This is a genomic window from Vibrio sp. 1288, from assembly GCF_033344475.1.
This window is the reverse complement of record NZ_JAWPOX010000058.1, coordinates 1-17,869: the sequence shown is the minus strand read 5'-3', so window position 1 is coordinate 17,869 and position 17,869 is coordinate 1. Positions and strand designations below refer to the sequence as shown.

At 40.4% G+C, this 17,869-nt stretch carries 20 protein-coding genes and 2 pseudogenes; 19 read left to right on the top strand and 3 right to left on the bottom strand.

The annotated features are described in order from the left end of the window. Window positions 1-47 precede the first annotated feature (47 nt). Entirely contained in the window at window positions 48-1,229 is a 1,182-nt protein-coding gene (locus R8O11_RS23830) for a type VI secretion system ImpA family N-terminal domain-containing protein (RefSeq protein WP_318194511.1), read from the bottom strand. Between the two features lie 503 nt (window positions 1,230-1,732). Between R8O11_RS23830 and R8O11_RS23825 the strand changes: the two genes are divergently transcribed. The 17 genes and pseudogenes from R8O11_RS23825 to R8O11_RS23745 all read left to right on the top strand — a co-directional run bounded on the left by R8O11_RS23825 (window position 1,733) and on the right by R8O11_RS23745 (window position 14,038). Next, window positions 1,733-2,332: a hypothetical protein gene (locus R8O11_RS23825; RefSeq protein ID WP_017633753.1), complete on the top strand. Its 600-nt coding sequence runs from the start codon at window positions 1,733-1,735 to the stop codon at window positions 2,330-2,332. A 9-nt stretch (window positions 2,333-2,341) separates the two neighbouring features. Beyond that, complete coding sequence (locus R8O11_RS23820) at window positions 2,342-3,835, top strand: type VI secretion system-associated FHA domain protein (RefSeq protein ID WP_258460948.1); 1,494 nt, start codon at window positions 2,342-2,344, stop codon at window positions 3,833-3,835. Next, complete coding sequence (tssJ, locus tag R8O11_RS23815; protein WP_005386118.1) at window positions 3,828-4,328, top strand: type VI secretion system lipoprotein TssJ; 501 nt, start codon at window positions 3,828-3,830, stop codon at window positions 4,326-4,328. The genes R8O11_RS23820 and tssJ overlap by 8 nt, the downstream gene beginning before the upstream one ends. Before the next feature lie 11 nt (window positions 4,329-4,339). Beyond that, window positions 4,340-5,665, top strand: coding sequence for a type VI secretion system baseplate subunit TssK (gene tssK / locus R8O11_RS23810; RefSeq protein ID WP_005373357.1), 1,326 nt, complete (start codon window positions 4,340-4,342; stop codon window positions 5,663-5,665). After that, complete coding sequence (icmH, locus tag R8O11_RS23805; protein ID WP_005373354.1) at window positions 5,662-6,453, top strand: type IVB secretion system protein IcmH/DotU; 792 nt, start codon at window positions 5,662-5,664, stop codon at window positions 6,451-6,453. The genes tssK and icmH overlap by 4 nt, the downstream gene beginning before the upstream one ends. A 147-nt stretch (window positions 6,454-6,600) precedes the next feature. Next, window positions 6,601-8,088 (top strand): PAAR-like domain-containing protein, encoded by a 1,488-nt coding sequence (locus tag R8O11_RS23800; protein ID WP_017633751.1) that lies wholly within the window; start codon window positions 6,601-6,603, stop codon window positions 8,086-8,088. Window positions 8,089-8,102: 14 nt separating this feature from the next. Beyond that, a complete protein-coding gene (locus R8O11_RS23795; RefSeq protein ID WP_017633750.1) occupies window positions 8,103-8,909 on the top strand; it encodes an AHH domain-containing protein in 807 nt (268 codons plus the stop codon). Continuing rightward, entirely contained in the window at window positions 8,906-9,475 is a 570-nt protein-coding gene (locus tag R8O11_RS23790; RefSeq protein ID WP_053304698.1) for a hypothetical protein, read from the top strand. Before R8O11_RS23795 ends, R8O11_RS23790 begins: the two co-directional genes overlap by 4 nt. A 50-nt stretch (window positions 9,476-9,525) precedes the next feature. Further along, window positions 9,526-9,942 carry a hypothetical protein gene (locus R8O11_RS23785; protein WP_130546334.1) on the top strand — a complete coding sequence of 139 codons (417 nt, stop codon included), beginning with the start codon at window positions 9,526-9,528 and terminating at the stop codon, window positions 9,940-9,942. Window positions 9,943-10,058: 116 nt separating this feature from the next. Next, complete coding sequence (locus tag R8O11_RS23780; protein ID WP_157632379.1) at window positions 10,059-10,211, top strand: hypothetical protein; 153 nt, start codon at window positions 10,059-10,061, stop codon at window positions 10,209-10,211. Window positions 10,212-10,299: 88 nt separating this feature from the next. Further along, window positions 10,300-10,871, top strand: a pseudogene (locus R8O11_RS31845) (hypothetical protein). Between the two features lie 9 nt (window positions 10,872-10,880). Continuing rightward, window positions 10,881-11,372: a hypothetical protein gene (locus R8O11_RS23770; RefSeq protein WP_017635715.1), complete on the top strand. Its 492-nt coding sequence runs from the start codon at window positions 10,881-10,883 to the stop codon at window positions 11,370-11,372. Between the two features lie 194 nt (window positions 11,373-11,566). Continuing rightward, window positions 11,567-12,028: a hypothetical protein gene (locus R8O11_RS23765; RefSeq protein ID WP_230856627.1), complete on the top strand. Its 462-nt coding sequence runs from the start codon at window positions 11,567-11,569 to the stop codon at window positions 12,026-12,028. Beyond that, entirely contained in the window at window positions 12,025-12,459 is a 435-nt protein-coding gene (locus R8O11_RS23760) for a hypothetical protein (protein WP_318194510.1), read from the top strand. Before R8O11_RS23765 ends, R8O11_RS23760 begins: the two co-directional genes overlap by 4 nt. Beyond that, window positions 12,450-13,016, top strand: a complete 567-nt coding sequence (locus tag R8O11_RS23755; RefSeq protein ID WP_017633713.1) for an imm11 family protein — start codon at window positions 12,450-12,452, stop codon at window positions 13,014-13,016. Before R8O11_RS23760 ends, R8O11_RS23755 begins: the two co-directional genes overlap by 10 nt. Window positions 13,017-13,037: 21 nt before the next feature. Beyond that, entirely contained in the window at window positions 13,038-13,526 is a 489-nt protein-coding gene (locus R8O11_RS23750) for a hypothetical protein (RefSeq protein ID WP_017633712.1), read from the top strand. Window positions 13,527-13,627: 101 nt separating this feature from the next. Beyond that, complete coding sequence (locus R8O11_RS23745) at window positions 13,628-14,038, top strand: hypothetical protein (protein ID WP_017633710.1); 411 nt, start codon at window positions 13,628-13,630, stop codon at window positions 14,036-14,038. A 114-nt stretch (window positions 14,039-14,152) separates the two neighbouring features. Here the strand turns inward: R8O11_RS23745 and R8O11_RS23740 are convergent, their stop codons facing one another. Beyond that, window positions 14,153-15,289: a multidrug effflux MFS transporter gene (locus tag R8O11_RS23740; RefSeq protein WP_053304701.1), complete on the bottom strand. Its 1,137-nt coding sequence runs from the start codon at window positions 15,287-15,289 to the stop codon at window positions 14,153-14,155. Window positions 15,290-15,388: 99 nt separating this feature from the next. Here R8O11_RS23740 and R8O11_RS23735 point away from each other — a divergent pair, with 99 nt between their 5' ends. Next, the gene (locus R8O11_RS23735; RefSeq protein WP_053304702.1) at window positions 15,389-16,162 is read left to right on the top strand and encodes an AraC family transcriptional regulator; all 774 of its coding nucleotides are present in this window, start codon (window positions 15,389-15,391) and stop codon (window positions 16,160-16,162) included. A 90-nt stretch (window positions 16,163-16,252) separates the two neighbouring features. On the opposite strand, the gene R8O11_RS23730 is transcribed toward R8O11_RS23735, so the two are convergent. Continuing rightward, window positions 16,253-17,161, bottom strand: coding sequence for a LysR family transcriptional regulator (locus R8O11_RS23730; RefSeq protein WP_258460945.1), 909 nt, complete (start codon window positions 17,159-17,161; stop codon window positions 16,253-16,255). Window positions 17,162-17,296: 135 nt separating this feature from the next. Between R8O11_RS23730 and R8O11_RS23725 the strand changes: the two are divergent. Beyond that, window positions 17,297-17,773 (top strand): annotated as a pseudogene (locus tag R8O11_RS23725) (SDR family oxidoreductase); the annotation flags it as partial. Window positions 17,774-17,869: the final 96 nt, after the last annotated feature.

The window sequence follows — 17,869 nt, the reverse complement described above, 5'->3', positions numbered from 1 at the left end:
GCTACGACGATTAATGGGTGTAGCCGATCAGATCGTAGCTTCTTGATTTAGTTCCATCGATTTAAGCAACAAAGCCTTTCAGAGTTCTTATCTACATTCTGTCTAGCTACGTTGGCAAACACCGTTCTTGCGTCTGAGAATCGCTTATAAACATCCATAAACTGGTCTTCTAAATGGGCGCTCTGTGTCAAAAAGTTTTGACGTAGCTGCTGTGCAGAAGACGAATCCGGATAGATTGCGATTAATTCATTGGTCAAGCTATCGAGCTCGCTGACGTTACTTACTTTTGCCGAGTCTAAAAACCAGTTATTCATCATAATATCGACACGATTAATGGCCTGCGTTTTCAATGACTGAGCATATTTTTTATTTTCGTAATCTAACGAGGCGACCAAATTTACAAGTTCATTAAGTGAAGCTTGATTAATTTTTTGCTCCAATGTTCGATAACGTTGTTGCTCGTACATGAAATGTGAACATATCGCAGTAACAATCAAACCAATAACGAAGTAGATCATAAATCGACCAGACTTTGCCGGTGATGCTTTCTCTTGGCTATTTAGGTTGGGTGATGACACCGGTGAGGGAGAGGGAGACACATTCACTTTAATTTCAGGTGCCTTCTGCGTTGCTGCAGGAGCGCTAGTGTTGGCTTGTTTTTTCTCGCGTAACTCAGCCGCAATTTGTTGTTCTTTTATCTGCTCAATCCATTGATTCAAAATACGGCGAATGCGACCTAATGACGGCGCTTCAATACCGTAATGAAGACGAAGCTCTTCCTCAATCCTCAAGCATAACTGATGTGCTGCCTCTATCAATGGAAGCTCTTCTGGTAACGCTCGATGCTTATTAATTCGTTTTTCAGTATGCTCTACCATCCATTCAATAGCGCTCATTCGTGCCTTTGACTTTGAATGCTCTGGATACGCGTTGAACCAATATACGACACACACATCAAGTATTGAGTTTAACCCTTCAACAAGGCCTCTTAAGCCGTCGTTATAGGTTGACGCAACGGTAAAGTAACAGCAACAACGTAGGTCTTTCGCTTGGGTACTCAAGATCTTTTTTGAGAGTGTTTGAACCGTTTTCCACGAGACTCTCCCTGTGACTTTATTCAGGTTGTTTATTTGACGTTTAATTTCGTCAAAATCCTCAGAACCATTAGGATTAGAGCCGCTTGGGTTATTTTCATCGATTGGTCTTCGAGCGAAGTCGGTAAAAAACATAAGGAAAGTTCCAACTGATCATATAGAAGTATTAAGTTATATAGGATTTCACTACTGTTATATTAAATTATAAGCAGTGCACATCTGCCGCAATTCTATAGACAAAATAAGCGGATTAGATAATAAAAATTCATTAAAAGAAATTAAATTACTTTTAGTGTGATCTTTGTTCATAATATTAATATCAATAGTTAAGTCTATTTATAAGAAGAAACTTATATATGAAGATGAGAACGTTGATTAAAAAGTAACTAAATTGTTATCGGAGATTACGGTTTGTTCAATTAGCAATCAAATTCTGTGACTTCTATTTAAATAGAAAGATTTACTGTCTCGTCACTTAATCTGTAGTCGGTTCTTTAGTTTTTGTTTGTAGGTAAAACAACCAACCTGATAGTTGAAATGTATTAAATTGTAGGTGTTTTTTTAGGCTTATTGAAAAAGAGAATATAATTGATATCTTTCGCCTCTAAGTAGAATATCGGTTTTCCTAGAGGGACGAAATGCTAAAACCAAGTCAAATTGGGCTGATTTCAGCCATGTGTCTATTTTCTTCTGTTGCAATGGCAAAAGGGGAGCGATATGGACTCTCTACCAGTATGTTGACTATCGATAGCATTAAATACGATGAAGGTAAAAGTGGTGAGCAGGATACGCTTAGGTTCGGCTTGGTTCATACTCGTCCTATTGATGAAAACAATAACCGTTGGCGTTGGTGGTTAGGGCTAAACTATCTAGCAGAAGATATTGAAGCGCCAGCAAACGGCTTATATCAAGAAGCGACGAACTATGAACTTCGTGTTGTTCCTCAATATGCGTTGACTTCTTGGAGTGTTTTCACGCCATACGTTGGTGCGGGCTTGTCTGTCGGTTACTCGCAATATTCTAATCGCTGGCAAGTAGACCAAGAGGGCTATCGTTATGAGAGTGTTGAAGACATCGACCAGTTTGAGTTAGGTGCGGTTGTGACCCTTGGTACTGCTATAAAGTTAGGCAGTAATCCTGACGCCCATATACAAATTATCCCGCAGGCCTCTTATATCCTTCCGGTTGTAAATGATGGAATTGGTGGGCTTGAACTATCAGTTTCTTTGCTCTTTTGAGGTTCGTAAATGTACTCAAATCAGCTAGTTTTATTTATCTCAAAGTGTCCAGAGGAATACACCGGTGCAAAGCATATTGAAATGCCTGAAAGTGGTGGTTCGATAGGTCGTTCCCCAAGCTGTAGCGTGTCTTTAGCCGATCACAACCGCTTTATATCGGGCACTCATTGTTTGCTCAGCGTGTATGGAGATACCTATTATATAAGTGACGTATCAACTAACGGCACAATGGTAAATGGGAATAAAATATTAAAAAATCAACCCGTTGCGATAGTTGATGGCGACATCATTTCTTTAGGGCAATATGAGATTGGTGTTTCTCTTGAGCACGTTACCTCAACACTAGACATCGCCGCTGATATTGCTCCTGAGCGAGTATCTAGCGATCCTCTGGTTAGTCTAGGAGATGCGGTTGTCGAAGAGGAAGAAAAAGTCGGTGCCTTAGAAGATTTGTTTATGGAGACTAAACAGGATGACATTGATTGTCATGATCCTGTTGCTCACCTTAACTTTTCGATGCAGCGAGATGACGATTACTTAATTCGTGATAATGAGCGTACAGAATCTGAACAACCTAGAACCGTGGAAAGCACACGTCAGGTGGTCGATGACAGTTTCAGTATATATTCCGAATTTGATCAACCAAGCCAAATCCCTGAAGACTGGATGGCTGTGGAAACCAAGAGTAACGCATCAGTCAATGATGCATTAGCGCCAGAAAGCGGTAAGGTACATAGAGCCGATATTGCCTCAGCTGAGGTGATGCAACCTGGCACAGTAGCCCCAGATAGCACGATTCAAAGACAACATCGTACGCCTAATGTTACTGAGATGGTCGTAGAGCAGGCTAACACAGGGTCAAAATGGGAAGAGATGACCCAATCTTTTACGCCTTCTCCTAACACTAATCAGCAACTTCAAATACCTACGGCGGAGCACGCGATAAACAGTACGACGAAAGCACAAGTCGATACTGATGCGGCCGTTTGCTCTCAAGATATAGCGCAAGCGTTTTTTGATGGTTTGGGTATTCGAAACTCAGAGTTGATGACAAACGAGGCGCAGTTATTCAAGCAAATGGGCACTTGCTTGCGTTTATGTATTGATAACCTACAGAAAGAGTTGCACGAAGTGGAATCGTTAAAAGATGAGCAGAGTGCGAGTGAGGCTAACTCGAACATTGCAGAGCTAATGCTCACTTTGAATAGTCAGCAATTACTGGCTCCAAATGAACTGGTTGAACAAATGCTCGATGAGCTGAACGACCACCAAGTTATGTTTAACAAAGCACTGAATGAGCTCATTTTAGAACAGTCAGAAACGAACGATCCCGTAGCATTTGCTAACAGGGTCGCTAGCCAGTCTTTGTTCTCAACTAAGTCAAAGCTGTGGGCCGAATACCTAGATTTCTACACTAATAATCGTCGCCTGCTTAATGAAACATCCTTAAAAGGGCTGATTAAGAAAAACTATAACAAAGTGATTAAGGGAAACCATGCGTAGTATCGCCGTATTACTCGGATTTGCCATGTTGTCCGGTTGTTCCATGTGGGATCAATTTAAAGAGTCCACTGGTATCACACCAGAAACTTCGTCGATTGAATTGGTTATTGAGGCATCACCTGTACTCAATGTGAGAAATGGGGGCCAGTCATCTCCAGTTATTCTCCGTCTTCACGAATTAAGTTCGCCAGTATTGTTCCGAAGCTTAGATTTCTTTGCCTTGTTTGAGAGCGATAAAGCGTCGTTGGGTGATGAGTACATCAAACGTTACGAATATCAAATACAGCCAGGTGGAAAAGTTCATGAAATGCTAACGCTAGACCCTGACACTCGTGCCGTCGGTTTTTCAGTGGCTTTTCGTGATATTGATGGTTCGTCTTGGCGAAAAGTGGAAGTTATTGAAGAGAAGAGCGAGTACTACATCAAGCTCAAGTTAGAGGGCAGTGAGTTAATTTCTGATAACACTCGCGGCATTGAACAGGTTTACTTTTAAGGGATAGAAACATGTCTTTATACAATCCAGTTGTTTGGCAAGATGGAATGTTCATGAAGCCGCAGCATTTTCAACAACTCGATCGTTCGCAAAGTAAACTATCGAGCCTACTGAGTGCCAATGCGTCGCCTTTGCATTGGGGAATTAAACGTTTAGAAATCAACTCTCAGTTACTAGCACTGGGTAAAATCGGTATTACTCGTGCTGAAGGTATTTTACAAGACCGGACACCATTTGAGCTTCCGTTGCTTGCCGAGTTGCCTGAAGTGAAAGATGTAGATCCTTCGATTGCCGATAAAGTCGTTTATTTGTGCTGTCCGTTACCATCGGAACGCTCTGAGTTATTTGGTACCAAAAAAGACGGTGCGCGCTATACGATGGAATCTCAAGAAGCGGTTGACGCTTGTTATGATTCGGAAGACATGGCAAATATCGTCGTCGGTAAGCTTAACTTTTGCTTAATGTACGATCATGAAGATAAGAGTGCTTACACGTCTATTCCGATCTTAAAGATCTCAGAAGTGAAGCCTGATGGCAGCGTGATCTTAGATGATAGTTTCATTCCTACCTGTATCGATATTCATGCGTCGACAGTACTGAGTAAATTTGCGACCGAGTTTGCTTCTATGTTGAAGCATCGCGCGGAATCGATAGTTCAGCGATTAGGGGTGGTGGATCAACAAGGCGTATCATCGGTTTCTGACTTTATGCTATTGCAAGCGCTCAACCGATACGAACCCTTGTTTTGGCATTTCGCAAGCACAGAAGCTGTGCATCCTGAGTCTTTGTATCGAATTCTTCTTCAGGCAGAGGGTGAGCTTTCGACGCTGTGCTCAACGACACGCCGACCTATTGAGTTTACTAAGTACAATCATGGTGATCTTACTAGCTGTCTTTCTCGTGTCCTAGACAGTGCGAAAATGACATTGAGCGTGATGTCTGAACAAAGAGCAATTCCACTGACCTTAAAAGATCAGAACTATGGCATCAGAACGGCAGCAATCCCTGACAATAAGATCATTGATACGACAACCTTTATCCTCGCAGTTAAAGCCGACGTGACCTTGGATGTCCTGCATACCCAGTTTGTCAGCCAAACGAAGATCGGTTCTATCGATAACATACGTGACTTGATTAACCTTCAACTGCCTGGGATTGAGATTAAACCAATGCCAGTAGTGCCACGCGCGCTGCCGTATCACGCTGGCTACACCTATTTCGAGCTCGATAAAACGGGCGAAGAGTGGATGGCATTGAAGAACACTGCTGCGATTGCGATTCACGTTGCGGGCGATTTCGCTAACTTATCATTGCAACTTTGGGCCGTTCGTCTATGAGTTACGCAGAAACCGACGTCACCGTAGTCTTATTCCAACCAGAGCCTGGCAAACCAATGGAGGTAATGCCAGCGCCTGACTTGTCGAGAAACATCGCAGTACAAGATCTATCTATCGACAACATGGGTATTAACCCGCTAGTGGACCAGTTCTCATGGTTGATCGCCAGTCTGTCTTGTATGTCTTCGATCCCTTGGCTTGATGACCCGATGCCATTTCGTGAACAAGTGGCACGTGAGATTCGAAAAGGCGAACGAAAACTTAATGAAATGGAGCTCGATCGTGCTTCGGTTCTTGTAATTCGTTACTGCTTGTGTGCGGCGATTGATGAATCTGTTTGTCGGCAAGAATGGGGGGCAAATAGTCACTGGAGCCAGAACAGCTTACTGTCTGAATTCCATAATGAAACGTCTGGTGGTGATAAGTTCTTCGTTATTCTCGACCGCTTAAAAGCCGACCCTCGCAAATATCGTCACGTTATAGAGTTTCTCTATTTATTGCTTCAACTTGGTTTCCAAGGCAAGTACGGCCGTGAAGAGCGTGGTAACGAAAAGTTAGCGGAAATTGGCAGCACCATTTATCGATTAGTGCGAGATGACCGCCTAGCAGAACAAGAAAAAGTTTCTTTAATCAACCTTAAAGCTAAATACCTAAAGAAGCCGTTAAAAAGGGTAATTTCACCCAAGCTGATCTTAAGTCTTAGTGCGATGACGTTTGCGCTTATGTATGCGGCAACCTACATCGTCATAGACTTAAAATTTCAGCAACTGCTTGAAATGTATAGATAACCAGAGATCTAAAATGAGATCTTCTGCCAGTTTTAGGGCTTATTGTGAATATCACTGGTCTTTTAGTGAAATTCACTAGTTATTTAGAGAGATTGCAGTTTGCGATCTCTTTTATCATTCAATCAATAAAATTCAAATGGATTGGTTATGGGCGTAACAGTTGGTGCGAATGGACTTTCGATAGTTCATAAAGGCTCAGGGGGTGAAGCGAATGCAACGCTCCCAGATGTTTGTTTAACTAAGGTCGGCAAGCCAGTCGTCCCTATCCCTTATGGCAACAATGCTAAATCAGCAGACCTTGCTGGTGGGACTACGACAGTCTCTATGGATGGCGGTAACAGTGTCGCTATCAAGGGCAGTACGTTCTCAAAAAGTACCGGCGATGCGGGCGGTGACAGAAAAGGCGTTTCCTCTGGCACGATAGAAGCTGAAGCAAAATTCATTTCAGCCTCACCAACGGTTAAGTTTGAAGGCAAGGGCGTATGTCGCCTGTCCGATCAAATGACCATGAACAAAGCCAACACTATGTGTTTGGGTGGCGCACAAAACCCATCGGTTTCTGTGACTGAAGAGCAGGAAGGGACGTATACGGTTGATTTGTATCTCTCATACTCAGATGGTGAACCCGTTCAAGGCGCAACATACACTCTCACAGATCAATCTGGCGCGGTGTTTGAAGGAACACTAGACAACAACGGTAAAGCATCTGTTGGTGGCGTTGCTCCGGGGGAGTTTGCTATAGAGTACGGCGAGGACAGCCGCGATTTTATGCCAAATGTCCCAACCGAGACCAATCCCAACTTTAATCCGAGTGCGAACGCGCAGCTAATTATTGAAGAAGCTAAGCGTGGAGAAGTCGGTTTCTGGGAGAATGCGTGGAAGAGAATGTCTGGTGCTGCAAGCTGGGTTTGGGGCGTCATTCTTGGTGACTTTAACGATGATGCCTCCGTAGAACAGATCATTGCCAATACGGCCCTGACCATGATCCCTGTTGTCGATCAAGCAGCAGATGTCCGCGATTTATCAGCGAACATTATGACGTTGTTGAATGAGGAAGAACGTGAAAAGTCGGAAAACTGGCTAGCTCTTTCATTAACGCTTATCGGTTGTGTCCCGACATTTGGTAGTGCAGTCAAAGGCACTTGTAAAGTTGCGTTAAAAGGCGGTAAAGGAACATCAAAAGATACTTTGCTTGCTGTTTTAAGAGGCATGGGTAAAGGCGATCCAGAAAAATTCCTACGCACGTTAGATTGGATGGATTATGCAAAACAGACCAGCCAGATTGTTAGCGATGTTCTAAAACCTTGCATTGAAGTGGCAACTGAGTTGGCTTCATACGCAAACAGAATGGGTGCAGATGAGCTCGGTACGTATTTCTTGAAATTAGCGGATGAGGTAAAAATCATCGATAAGATGGTACCGGATAAGCTTAAAGAAGCGATGGGCGAGTTTGATGACCTTTTTGCTCGAATTTTAGGTAAGAGTGAGAAAACTTACCCAGCAAAAGTAAAACATAATACTGGCGAGTCTGCACAGTCAGGAAAGAGTTCTGCGAAGGCAAATGAGGACAAAGATAAAAAAGATTTTGTCTGTCCCGTTTGTAAGAAAAAACCAGAAAAATGTGATGCTTATTAGAGGTCAATACCATCATGGCTAAAAACTCAACTGCAAAAACACATAGTCTTATAAAAGGTTCAGGGCCTGCTTTAGCAAAAGCAATTAAATCTAAGCACTATAAGTCGGGCTTCAATGAACATTTATGGGCGGATGGACGTTTGAAGGGGGATGACGGACAGTTCGGACTTCAGGCTCACCACATCATAACAACTAAAAACTTAGATACTCCAGAGTGGAAAAAATACAGAGAAGCATATGAGTATGATATAAACACCTGGAAAAATGGGGTAATGTTCCCTTCCAAAACGGATATCGCTTGTCAAGTCAATACACACGTCCATAAGTCTGGCCATGGTGGAGGTTTGGACTTCAAGACCGAGCAAGAACAGTTTTGGGAAACAAGTTCAGATCTTGAAAGTGGTGAACTTACATCAATTCCGGTAACAAAGGTTCCTGACCCCGTAGCATCTAAGTTGCGGCTGGATGATATAAAGTATATAAAGTCAGTTAATCGAGATATTAAAGGTGTAAAAGAAAGTGCAAGAAGAGGCTATTATTGCAAATCAGGGAATAAAAGGCACTTTCAGTCTGATTTAGACGACGTCTCTGAAGACGTTTTAGTGTGTTTAGATAGCTTTTTATATACAATTTCGACTTTTGGTCATGATTACTCTCCGGCAAGTGACATAGGTTGTGCAGGCGAGAGTAATATAGAAAGCAAGAATAAATCAAGAAGCGCATGCCCAAGTAGATCTTCCAAGCTACCGGAAGAAAAACACAATATAAAGAATGTAAAAGGTAAGACTATGAAACCTAGAAAACTTGAGGTTGGAAAATGAGTGAATATTTTTTTGCAAGAGAGTGTGTCAATTCCCCAATTTATTGTTTTCCAGATGAATACATCGATTCCGTGCCCTTAACGAGTTTTACTTACCCTAAAGCACCTGTTCCCTTGATAGTCGAATTTCTTCCACAAGATGATTATGAAATCCCAGATATACTTGAAATGCCAAATTTCTCGATTAAGAAAAATGAATTTTCGAAATTAGATTTTAATAACATTTTTGGGGTTAATTGGGTCGATATTAAACTTCATGATAAAGGCGAACATGATTTTCTTATGCTACAAGTTGTCAACGAGATTAAGTTGATTGATAGATCTGAAAGTAAGATCAAGAGGTACCGAAAGGATTCTAATGGTGATGAGATGATTAGTGGTATTCTTAATCTTATATTAGATGAAAAACTAATTCAGACTATACCAGTAGATAGAAGACAGATAGTGATAGATCCTGGTTGGTTGAAGTGTGTTTTTTTCCATAAAAGTTTAGTTGAAAAAATAAAAAATTCTAAGCTAGTCGGTGTGGAATTTATACCGGCAGACGGCTATTCAGACTTTAGATAGATGAAATTAAATTTAAATGACTTTTATGTAAATAACAATCCTAAAGTAATATGTATATTAAGTTTATTAAAGAAAATTTAAGCAATATTCTACCAGAAAAAAGACCAGGTATGGTTTTTTCTAACCCTGACTTGTTTATTATTTTTGACAATACTATCCGATTCGTAATTTGGGAAGAAATTTTAGAAAAGTTAAATGAATTTTGGTTAGAAGGAAAAGATACTTGGGATAGTCATTTTGATTTTGGTAGTAATCCCGACGATTATGATAGACAGTTTGATGATTATAAAACAATTGAACTTTTACAATTCCCAACCCTGACAGATTTAGAAGTAGAAGAAAAATATGCTTTTGTTTTTAACGAGAATAATGAATTATATATTAGTGAGAACTTCGTTAAAGACTTGAAGTCAGCTGGATGTGTCGATGTATGGTATGATACCACAGCTCCATATGGCCGTTATTAGACTGCCAGCATTGAAAAGCGTCTCATGGCGCTTTTTCTTTAATACTACGATTGAAGCACCGCTGATGCCTGTTGAATTAAAGAACAAGAATAAAATAAGAACGTCAGAAGTTGTAAATGAGCGATTATTACTTTGCTAGAGAAATTGTTGAAACACCACTTTATGATTTTCCGGATGAATTTTCTTATTCGGTTCCATCCAACGTATTAACATATCCTAATCAGCCAATTCCGCTTGTAAAAAGGTTTGCTCCTACAGAAGATTATTGATGTGTTTTTAATTCCTTCACTAGTAATATCGCCTTATGAGTGTAAGAGAGCAAAGCAAGATAATTACCAAACAATAAAGAGGTATAAGATGGAGTTTTCGGTAATCTCTGAGGACTATATGAGAAGTTCAACGGTATTCCAATGTGTGGATGATCGTGAATTTCTATATAGTACAAATAATTTTCACCCAACGAGTTCGGAGAGTCCAATAAGATGGGAGGATAAAATGTAACTTCCTCCATGGTTCACCCCATTTCGGACAATGGTGACATATGTGTTACTAAAGAATTTGCAGATCTTGTAATGAGCTTTGATCCTTATGGTGTAGAGTTTTATCCAGCATCACTATCGACTAAAGATGGAGTCATCACCGATCGATATATACTAGCTCTGAATAACATTCAAGACGTTGTCGACTTTGAACGAAGTGTTGTAGAAGTATCACCAAACAATGGGGACCTGATCGTCCACCGATTGTTTCTAAGCCCAGAGAAAATTTTAAAGATCCCCTTCCATAAACGGGTGGTTTATAGGGCTAAAGGAGCTGATACTGCAGTATTTTTCGCTCCAGAAATCTATGATTTGATTAGTAATGATTCAAGATTTTCTCTAGTTAGGAAAATGAAGAAGAATACATCTATGCGTGCACCTAAATTTTAGGGGAAAATAATGAAAGAAGACTATATTATTTTAACAAAGCAAAACTTAACTAACTTCCCATTCCAGCAAACCCCTAAACCAATAGTGCCAGTAGAGCCTGATCTGCTTTTGGAAATGACTTTTTCTCCGAAGCTATTTATCATCAGTGATATTGCGTCAAAAGTAGAGAAACTGGTCGTACACGGAGTAGAGTGGTTAGACGCTCGCGTGGATTGTTCTCCAAGCCAGCCATCTGATGATGAAATTAAAGTTTACGAAGATTATCGTATGCCTTACATACATCAAACTTATAAATTGACGGATAAAGAAAAACAATATGGCAAGTTGAACTGGTTAGATATCGAGTCAACAGAGTTTGATTTCTCTAAATTAGAAAATATCCCCTTAGAAGAACGATTGATATTTAAACTAGAAGAAGATTTTGGCTTAGTTTTCATTCACAAAAGTGTGATTGACCTTCTTAAAAAAGACGTCAAGGACGTTTGGGTTAGGGATGTATAATAAGCGCCGAAAGGCGCTTTTTTGAGCACGTAACTTCAATTTATGTAATGTGTTGAGTATTTTGTAAGAGGAAACGCAAGCTGAACGCTTAGCCTTCTTTTTATTATTTGTTTAAGAAGCATGGTGTGATACCAATTAGTGAAGAATATTATGTGTTATCAAATGACTACACAAAGGTGAATTTTGTAGTAAACATGGAAGATGAACGTGGATTTAGTTTGTTAATGGATAAAGCGATATCTACAACCATGCATGTTAACTTTGAGTGTATTAGCTTAAAGAATTTCAGCGCTATCGATGCTCCGTTTGATGTTTCTGTCAACACTGAGATATTGTTTGACCTGGATTTTCTTGCAGTATTATCAGAATTAATGCTATACAAAAACTCACTTGTTCCTGCTAAGATCAAAGAGAAAGAGTTTGTTTATCTTCATTGTTATAATATTATCGATATAGAGAATGAAGTTAAGGGGTTTAACTTTGATCTATTATCAGAAATACCCGTCGAGGAAAGGTTGGTATTTAAACCCTCTTATGGTTCTATCGTTGTTTTTTTTCATAAATCAATTATAGAGAAAATCAACTCTGTTAAGAGTTTTTCATATGCAAAGTATCAAAAGGCTTCCGATTGGTCAGTTGAATGGGAAATGTCATGAATTATACAGAGCATAAAATTGATGACCTAGTTAGCTTGTATAATTATAAAATCCGACTTGTTAAAGTTGAGCCGGATATATCCCAAACATACGGATTAAGTATTTTTATAAGTGATTATGTTAAAAGGAAAATACGTTATATTGATGCTCTTAATTTAACTGAGGGTGTTATATCAATCCGTTATTTTAAGACAGATTATTTTTTGTCTGGTTATTATAAGTTGGAACCAATATTACGAGATGAAAGTTCGTTTTTTACAAATGAAGAAGGGCATGTTTTTTCTAAAGACTTATATGAAGATCTATTTAAAAATAAATTTTATGTTTTGATCGATTTTTTAGTATCTAGTATAACTGATCGTGTTTGTACTGGTTGTCAACCTTGTTTACGTAATGAAATTAGGAGCTTTCTACGTTTAAAATGCAAATAACATACTTAAATGAGGACTTTAACGAGGGTGAATCATTATTTACTTCCGTTGATATTCGGTCGTCTTTCTATGATGATAATGATTTCACTCCTACTTCTTGTAAAAGTGAGATTGTGTGGAAAGATGATGATATCTATGAAATTGAAGCATTAGATTTAATCAAAGGTGGCGCTTTTAATGTCACTAAGCCTATTGCTGAACTAATTATGAGTTTCGACCCATACGGTGTTGAAGTTTATCCCGCAAAATTAACCTGTTCCGGAGACGGAGTGTTAACTGAGCGCTACATAATAGCAGTAGATAACTTAGTAGATGTCGTTGATTATGATAAAAGCATAAAAGTGACTGACGTAACTACTCGTTTTTACTTATCTGATGAAAAGATCAAGGAACTTCCGGATAGCAAGAGGCATGTTTTTAAACCTGTCGGAATGACAAAAACGTTCTTCTCAATCGAGTTGTTTGAAGCGCTTGTCCGTTTAGATGAGGAGGGTAAAATAAACACTAGTATCGTTGCCTTTTCATTTGATACATCCGAAGAGACGCCCCGAGTCTAGTGTAAGTAGGTAAATATAATAATGACTAACTACATAGTTTTATCTAAACAATCTTTGACTGACTTCCCATTCCAGCAAAGCCCTAAGCCAATAGTGCCAGTTGAGCCTGATTTACTGCTTGAAATGACCTTTTCTCCAAAGTTATTTATCATCAGCGATATTGCGTCAAAAGTGGAGAAACTGGTCGTACACGGAGTAGAGTGGTTAGACGCTCGTGTCGATTGTTCTCCAGGCCAACCAACAGATGATCAAATTAAAGTTTACGAAGATTATCGAATGCCTTACATCCATCAAACTTATAAATTGACGGACAAAGAAAAACAATACGGCAAGTTAAACTGGTTAGACATCGAGTCAACGGAGTTTGATTTCTCTAAATTAGAAAATATTCCCTTAGAAGAACGATTAATATTTAAACTAGAAGAAGACTTTGGATTAGTTTTTATTCACCAGAGTGTGATTGACCTTCTTAAGAAAGACGTCAAAGACGTTTGGGTAAGGGATGTATAATTAATAGCGCCGAAAGGCGCTTTTTATTTTCTTTAAAATAAAGTATGGTCTCCCTCCTTTTAAAGTGGTAAGTGTTGAATAATTCAACAGTGGTTAGGTAAATGAATAAAATAACTAAACTCGCTTTGACTTTGTCCGTATTGACATCTGTTGTTGGGTGTCAACTGGTCTCAAATACGCCGATGCAATCGACAGCAACGAACGAAATAATTGAAAAAGCAAAGGCAGAGTTTGATGGACAACGTTTTTATAAGTTGAATGAATATGATGAAGAAATCAACGTTTCAGATGACGGGGTCATTACCTTCAAGTCTTACTTACCACGCAGCGGCGGCTATGAATGGGTACCAATTGTGATACGCGATACTAGTTTTCGTGTTTCTTGCGATTATTTCAGTGAATATGTTGAAGCTGGAATGGTTGTTCAGGTTCAGTTTGTAGGTAAACGCGGGCGCATTGAAAATTACGACAAGCAACGTTGTGAAGAGTTTGGCGAGCCAACATGGCAATAAGATCTATGGATAATTAAAGCGCCGACAGGCGCTTTTTATTTACGTTTGAGTTAACCGTTAGAAAAGATGTAGACCAATCTTCGGAAGATTAGGCAAGCAATGCGTAGTATCTGGTCACAAGTTGGTATGAACTTGCCTTTTAGAAAACGCTAATAAAATCGCTAAACAGCTACATGCTAATAGAACGACACCTAAGTTTTGTGCTGTTCCAGCCATCGCTAGTCCCGTCCCGATCATGATGTAGTACATGAGCCCAAATAAAGCGCCTGCGCTACCTACCTGTTGTTTATAATCAACGAGTGCGTCACTGAGTATATTGGGTATCGCAATCCCATAAGACATGACGACTAACACCATTGGAGCAACAAACCAGATTGATTGGCTCAGAATCAACACACCGACTGATCCCAAACTAAGCAATACTGCTGAGAGCCAAAGTAGTTGGCTTTTTCGAACATTTTTAGACACTAGGGATTTGTTTAAATAACTCCCAAGCAGAGTGCCTAACCCCAGTACCATGCCACTGTATCCAAATTGTTCGGAGTTATACCCAAGTGCTGAGAAAGTAAATGCGCCAAGCTGGTAATAAGAAAATAGAGCAATGTTATACAAAGCAACCAATAATCCTGAGCGCCAAATTCGCGCGTCTCTTACCATTTCCCAGCTAAGTTGATGCAACCGCACTGGTGTCTGTTCCTTCTGTGTTTCAGGAAGCTTAATAACGTTATAAGCGAGTAATACTAACGCGATTAAAAACAAGGCAAAAAACACATAACGGTATCCACCGAACGCTGTAAGCTGCCCACCTAATAGCATGCCAACTACCGGGCTGATTGATATGCCCATCCCCATTAAGCTGAAGACTTTACTCAGTTCTTGGCCGTCAAACGCGTCACGAAGCATGGTCTGTGTGACAACGGATCCTACCGCGATACCAAATGCGCTTAGGGCTCGCGCGGTCATGACAACAGCAAAGCTTTCGGTTTGAGTTGCGAGTAAAGATGCGCAACCATAGATAAAGAGCCCAATAAGCATGGTGGGCCTTCTTCCCAGTTTATCTGCGAGAACTCCCCAAACTACAACGCCAATGGCAAAAGCTAGGAAGTAAATCGACAATGTTTGGGCTGCTTGTGCGTGGTTTACATCAAATGATAGAGCGATTGAGCTCAACGCTGGGCTATAAATAGTTTCTACAATTTGCGGAAACATCAACATAACCAGCATGAGCCATAAAGAGGGCTTAGTATTCATATTGTTACCCATCGTTAATGAAGTTGGCGGGCAGTATAAATGAGGCTATGATTGATCTAATAACAACATAAAAACCAAATACATCAACATTCGGACAAAATGGCGCTTATTAACGAAAAAACACAATTTGATGCAGACAAGATTACTAATTATGTAGTGGGAATTGCTGCTGATATTGGCAAGCACGACTCAGGTATGCATATGCACAAGAAAGGGCAGTTATTGTACGCACCTCAAGGTTGTATGAGTTTTGCTCTGGAAGACTCGATTTGTATTTTGCCACCGACAAAGGCGGTTTGGATCCCACCTAATACGCCGCATCGCGCACTAATGACGAATGTGGTGGCGTATCGATCTTTGTATTTTGATTGTGAGGAGTTTGCCTGTCCGAGTAAGATCACGATGATAGAAGTGAATAATTTGCTCCAAGCTCTTATTGATAAAATGTCATTTTGGGAGTGGGATAAGCCTAGCAGCGAGATGGTAAATACGACGGCGCTTTTTTGGGAGGAGTTTTATGCTGCGAAACGTTATTCGTTTCAGTTGCCTTTGCCATCGCATCGGCGCTTAACAACGTTTCGTCGAGAGTTGGTTGAACCTTCATTTCTGGCTCCTTCGCTTACTACTCTTGCAAGCAAAGTTGGGGCAAGCACCAAGACGGTAACACGATTATTTAAGTCGGAAACGGGAATGAATTATCAAGATTGGCGGCAACAGTGGAGGCTTTTAAAGGCAGTTGAATTGTTATCAACGGGCATGCCAGTCAGCGCAGCTGCCGATTGGCTGGAGTTTTCGTCAGACAGTGCTTTTATTGCATTTTTCAAAAAGCAAACTGGACAAACACCTCTGACGTTTATGAAAACCAAACCTTAAGCGTCAAAATGCTCACACTCTTTCTAGAACAATCCCCAGGTTCACAGGCTCAGCCTATAAAGCATACATAGACAGGTACCAACGTGCAGGTTACTTGTCTTTACTCTGCAGTTTGCGAAAGTATTGCGTAGTAAAATCAACAAAGGCTCGGATGCGTTTTGGTTGATGTCGGTCGTGATGATAAAGGAGTGAAAATTCCACACTCGGAATGCTCCAATTGGTAAACACTTCTTTTAGCTTGCCTGTCTGGAGTTCTTGTTGACAATAAAGTGCTGGCACACGGATGATGCCATTTCCCGCCAAGGCTGCTTTTATCATTACTCTGCCACTCTTACATCGTAACTGTCCACGTATCTGGTGTTCCGTTGACTGCTTTGTATTCGTGTTCTCAAATGCCCACCGTGTCACACTACCTGTCAAACAAACGTGTTTTTCTAAGTCCTTTGGATGAGAAGGATAGCCATATGTTTCTAAATAGTTTGGGCTTGCGTATGTCCCCATTTTCACATCGATCAGTTTACGAGCGATAAAGTTGGAGTCTTCTAACTTTCCCATTCGAAAAGCGATGTCGAATTCATCTGCGATTAAATCGACACGATGGCTACTAAAATCTAAGTTAATGCTCACTTGTGGGTGTTGGATTAGAAACTGAGCAACGATATCTGCGACAACGTCTTCTCCTAAATAGCCCCCCACACAGTTGATACGAATGTCACCTCTTAAGTCTTCTACATCATCAACCACTGCCATAACAGCTTGATCAATATTGTGAAGGGCAGTTTCACACTGTTTATACAGAACCTTGCCTGCTTCGGTGAGGTTCAGTGTTCGAGTGGTCCTTTGTAGCAAAGTGACACCAATCTGTTGCTCCAGATTTGTTATTTGACGTGAAACGTGTGAGCGAGAAACGCCAAGTTGCTCTGCTGCTTTCGTGAAGTTTCCTAGTTGAGCGATTAGGACGAAAGAGCGAATATCCGCAAGGTTGATGTGTGTTTGCATGATGACTTCTTCATAATTCAAAAAAGTATTGTTGCAGTATAACAACAGTGTTTCAACTAGGTCGGTATATATCAACAAACAAAGTTTTCTTAAACTTACCGCCACTGATGTAAACCGTTCGATTAAGGATTCAAAATGAAAAAGTTAATTGTTATTACAGGCGCTAGTTCAGGCATTGGTGAAGCGATTGCACGTCACTTCAGTGAACAGGGCCATGCTCTTCTTTTGTTAGCAAGACGTGTAGAACGTTTGGAAGCATTAAACTTACCAAATACGCTTTGTGAAAAGGTAGATGTGACCGACAAAGCTTCTTTTGAGGCTGCAATTGAGAAAGCTGAAGCGTTGTATGGTCCGGTAGATGCACTTGTAAATAACGCAGGCGTTATGCTTCTAGGTCAGATAGATACTCAGGAAGCATCGGAGTGGAAGCGCATGTTTGATGTGAACGTAATTGGTTTGCTCAATGGCATGCAGTCCGTCCTAGCACCTATGAAAGCACGTAACAGTGGTACGATCATTAACATCAGCTCTATCGCGGGCAAGAAAACATTCCCTGATCATGCTGCTTATTGCGGTACCAAATTTGCGGTTCATGCTATTTCTGAAAACGTACTATAAGGACTTCCTCCCGATGTCAATGGGTGCTCTGAACGCAATCACAATGAAGATTAAGATGCAGTACTATAAGCGGTCATACTGGAATATTCT

What these genes read in the sequence shown, in the direction of transcription:
- R8O11_RS23830 (WP_318194511.1), bottom strand. Translation starts at nt 1,229, where the DNA reads ATGTTTTTTACCGACTTCGCTCGAAGACCAATCGATGAAAATAACCCA.
- R8O11_RS23825 (WP_017633753.1), top strand. Translation starts at nt 1,733, where the DNA reads ATGCTAAAACCAAGTCAAATTGGGCTGATTTCAGCCATGTGTCTATTT.
- R8O11_RS23820 (WP_258460948.1), top strand. Translation starts at nt 2,342, where the DNA reads ATGTACTCAAATCAGCTAGTTTTATTTATCTCAAAGTGTCCAGAGGAA.
- tssJ (WP_005386118.1), top strand. Translation starts at nt 3,828, where the DNA reads ATGCGTAGTATCGCCGTATTACTCGGATTTGCCATGTTGTCCGGTTGT.
- tssK (WP_005373357.1), top strand. Translation starts at nt 4,340, where the DNA reads ATGTCTTTATACAATCCAGTTGTTTGGCAAGATGGAATGTTCATGAAG.
- icmH (WP_005373354.1), top strand. Translation starts at nt 5,662, where the DNA reads ATGAGTTACGCAGAAACCGACGTCACCGTAGTCTTATTCCAACCAGAG.
- R8O11_RS23800 (WP_017633751.1), top strand. Translation starts at nt 6,601, where the DNA reads ATGGGCGTAACAGTTGGTGCGAATGGACTTTCGATAGTTCATAAAGGC.
- R8O11_RS23795 (WP_017633750.1), top strand. Translation starts at nt 8,103, where the DNA reads ATGGCTAAAAACTCAACTGCAAAAACACATAGTCTTATAAAAGGTTCA.
- R8O11_RS23790 (WP_053304698.1), top strand. Translation starts at nt 8,906, where the DNA reads ATGAGTGAATATTTTTTTGCAAGAGAGTGTGTCAATTCCCCAATTTAT.
- R8O11_RS23785 (WP_130546334.1), top strand. Translation starts at nt 9,526, where the DNA reads ATGTATATTAAGTTTATTAAAGAAAATTTAAGCAATATTCTACCAGAA.
- R8O11_RS23780 (WP_157632379.1), top strand. Translation starts at nt 10,059, where the DNA reads ATGAGCGATTATTACTTTGCTAGAGAAATTGTTGAAACACCACTTTAT.
- R8O11_RS23770 (WP_017635715.1), top strand. Translation starts at nt 10,881, where the DNA reads ATGAAAGAAGACTATATTATTTTAACAAAGCAAAACTTAACTAACTTC.
- R8O11_RS23765 (WP_230856627.1), top strand. Translation starts at nt 11,567, where the DNA reads ATGGAAGATGAACGTGGATTTAGTTTGTTAATGGATAAAGCGATATCT.
- R8O11_RS23760 (WP_318194510.1), top strand. Translation starts at nt 12,025, where the DNA reads ATGAATTATACAGAGCATAAAATTGATGACCTAGTTAGCTTGTATAAT.
- R8O11_RS23755 (WP_017633713.1), top strand. Translation starts at nt 12,450, where the DNA reads ATGCAAATAACATACTTAAATGAGGACTTTAACGAGGGTGAATCATTA.
- R8O11_RS23750 (WP_017633712.1), top strand. Translation starts at nt 13,038, where the DNA reads ATGACTAACTACATAGTTTTATCTAAACAATCTTTGACTGACTTCCCA.
- R8O11_RS23745 (WP_017633710.1), top strand. Translation starts at nt 13,628, where the DNA reads ATGAATAAAATAACTAAACTCGCTTTGACTTTGTCCGTATTGACATCT.
- R8O11_RS23740 (WP_053304701.1), bottom strand. Translation starts at nt 15,289, where the DNA reads ATGAATACTAAGCCCTCTTTATGGCTCATGCTGGTTATGTTGATGTTT.
- R8O11_RS23735 (WP_053304702.1), top strand. Translation starts at nt 15,389, where the DNA reads ATGGCGCTTATTAACGAAAAAACACAATTTGATGCAGACAAGATTACT.
- R8O11_RS23730 (WP_258460945.1), bottom strand. Translation starts at nt 17,161, where the DNA reads ATGCAAACACACATCAACCTTGCGGATATTCGCTCTTTCGTCCTAATC.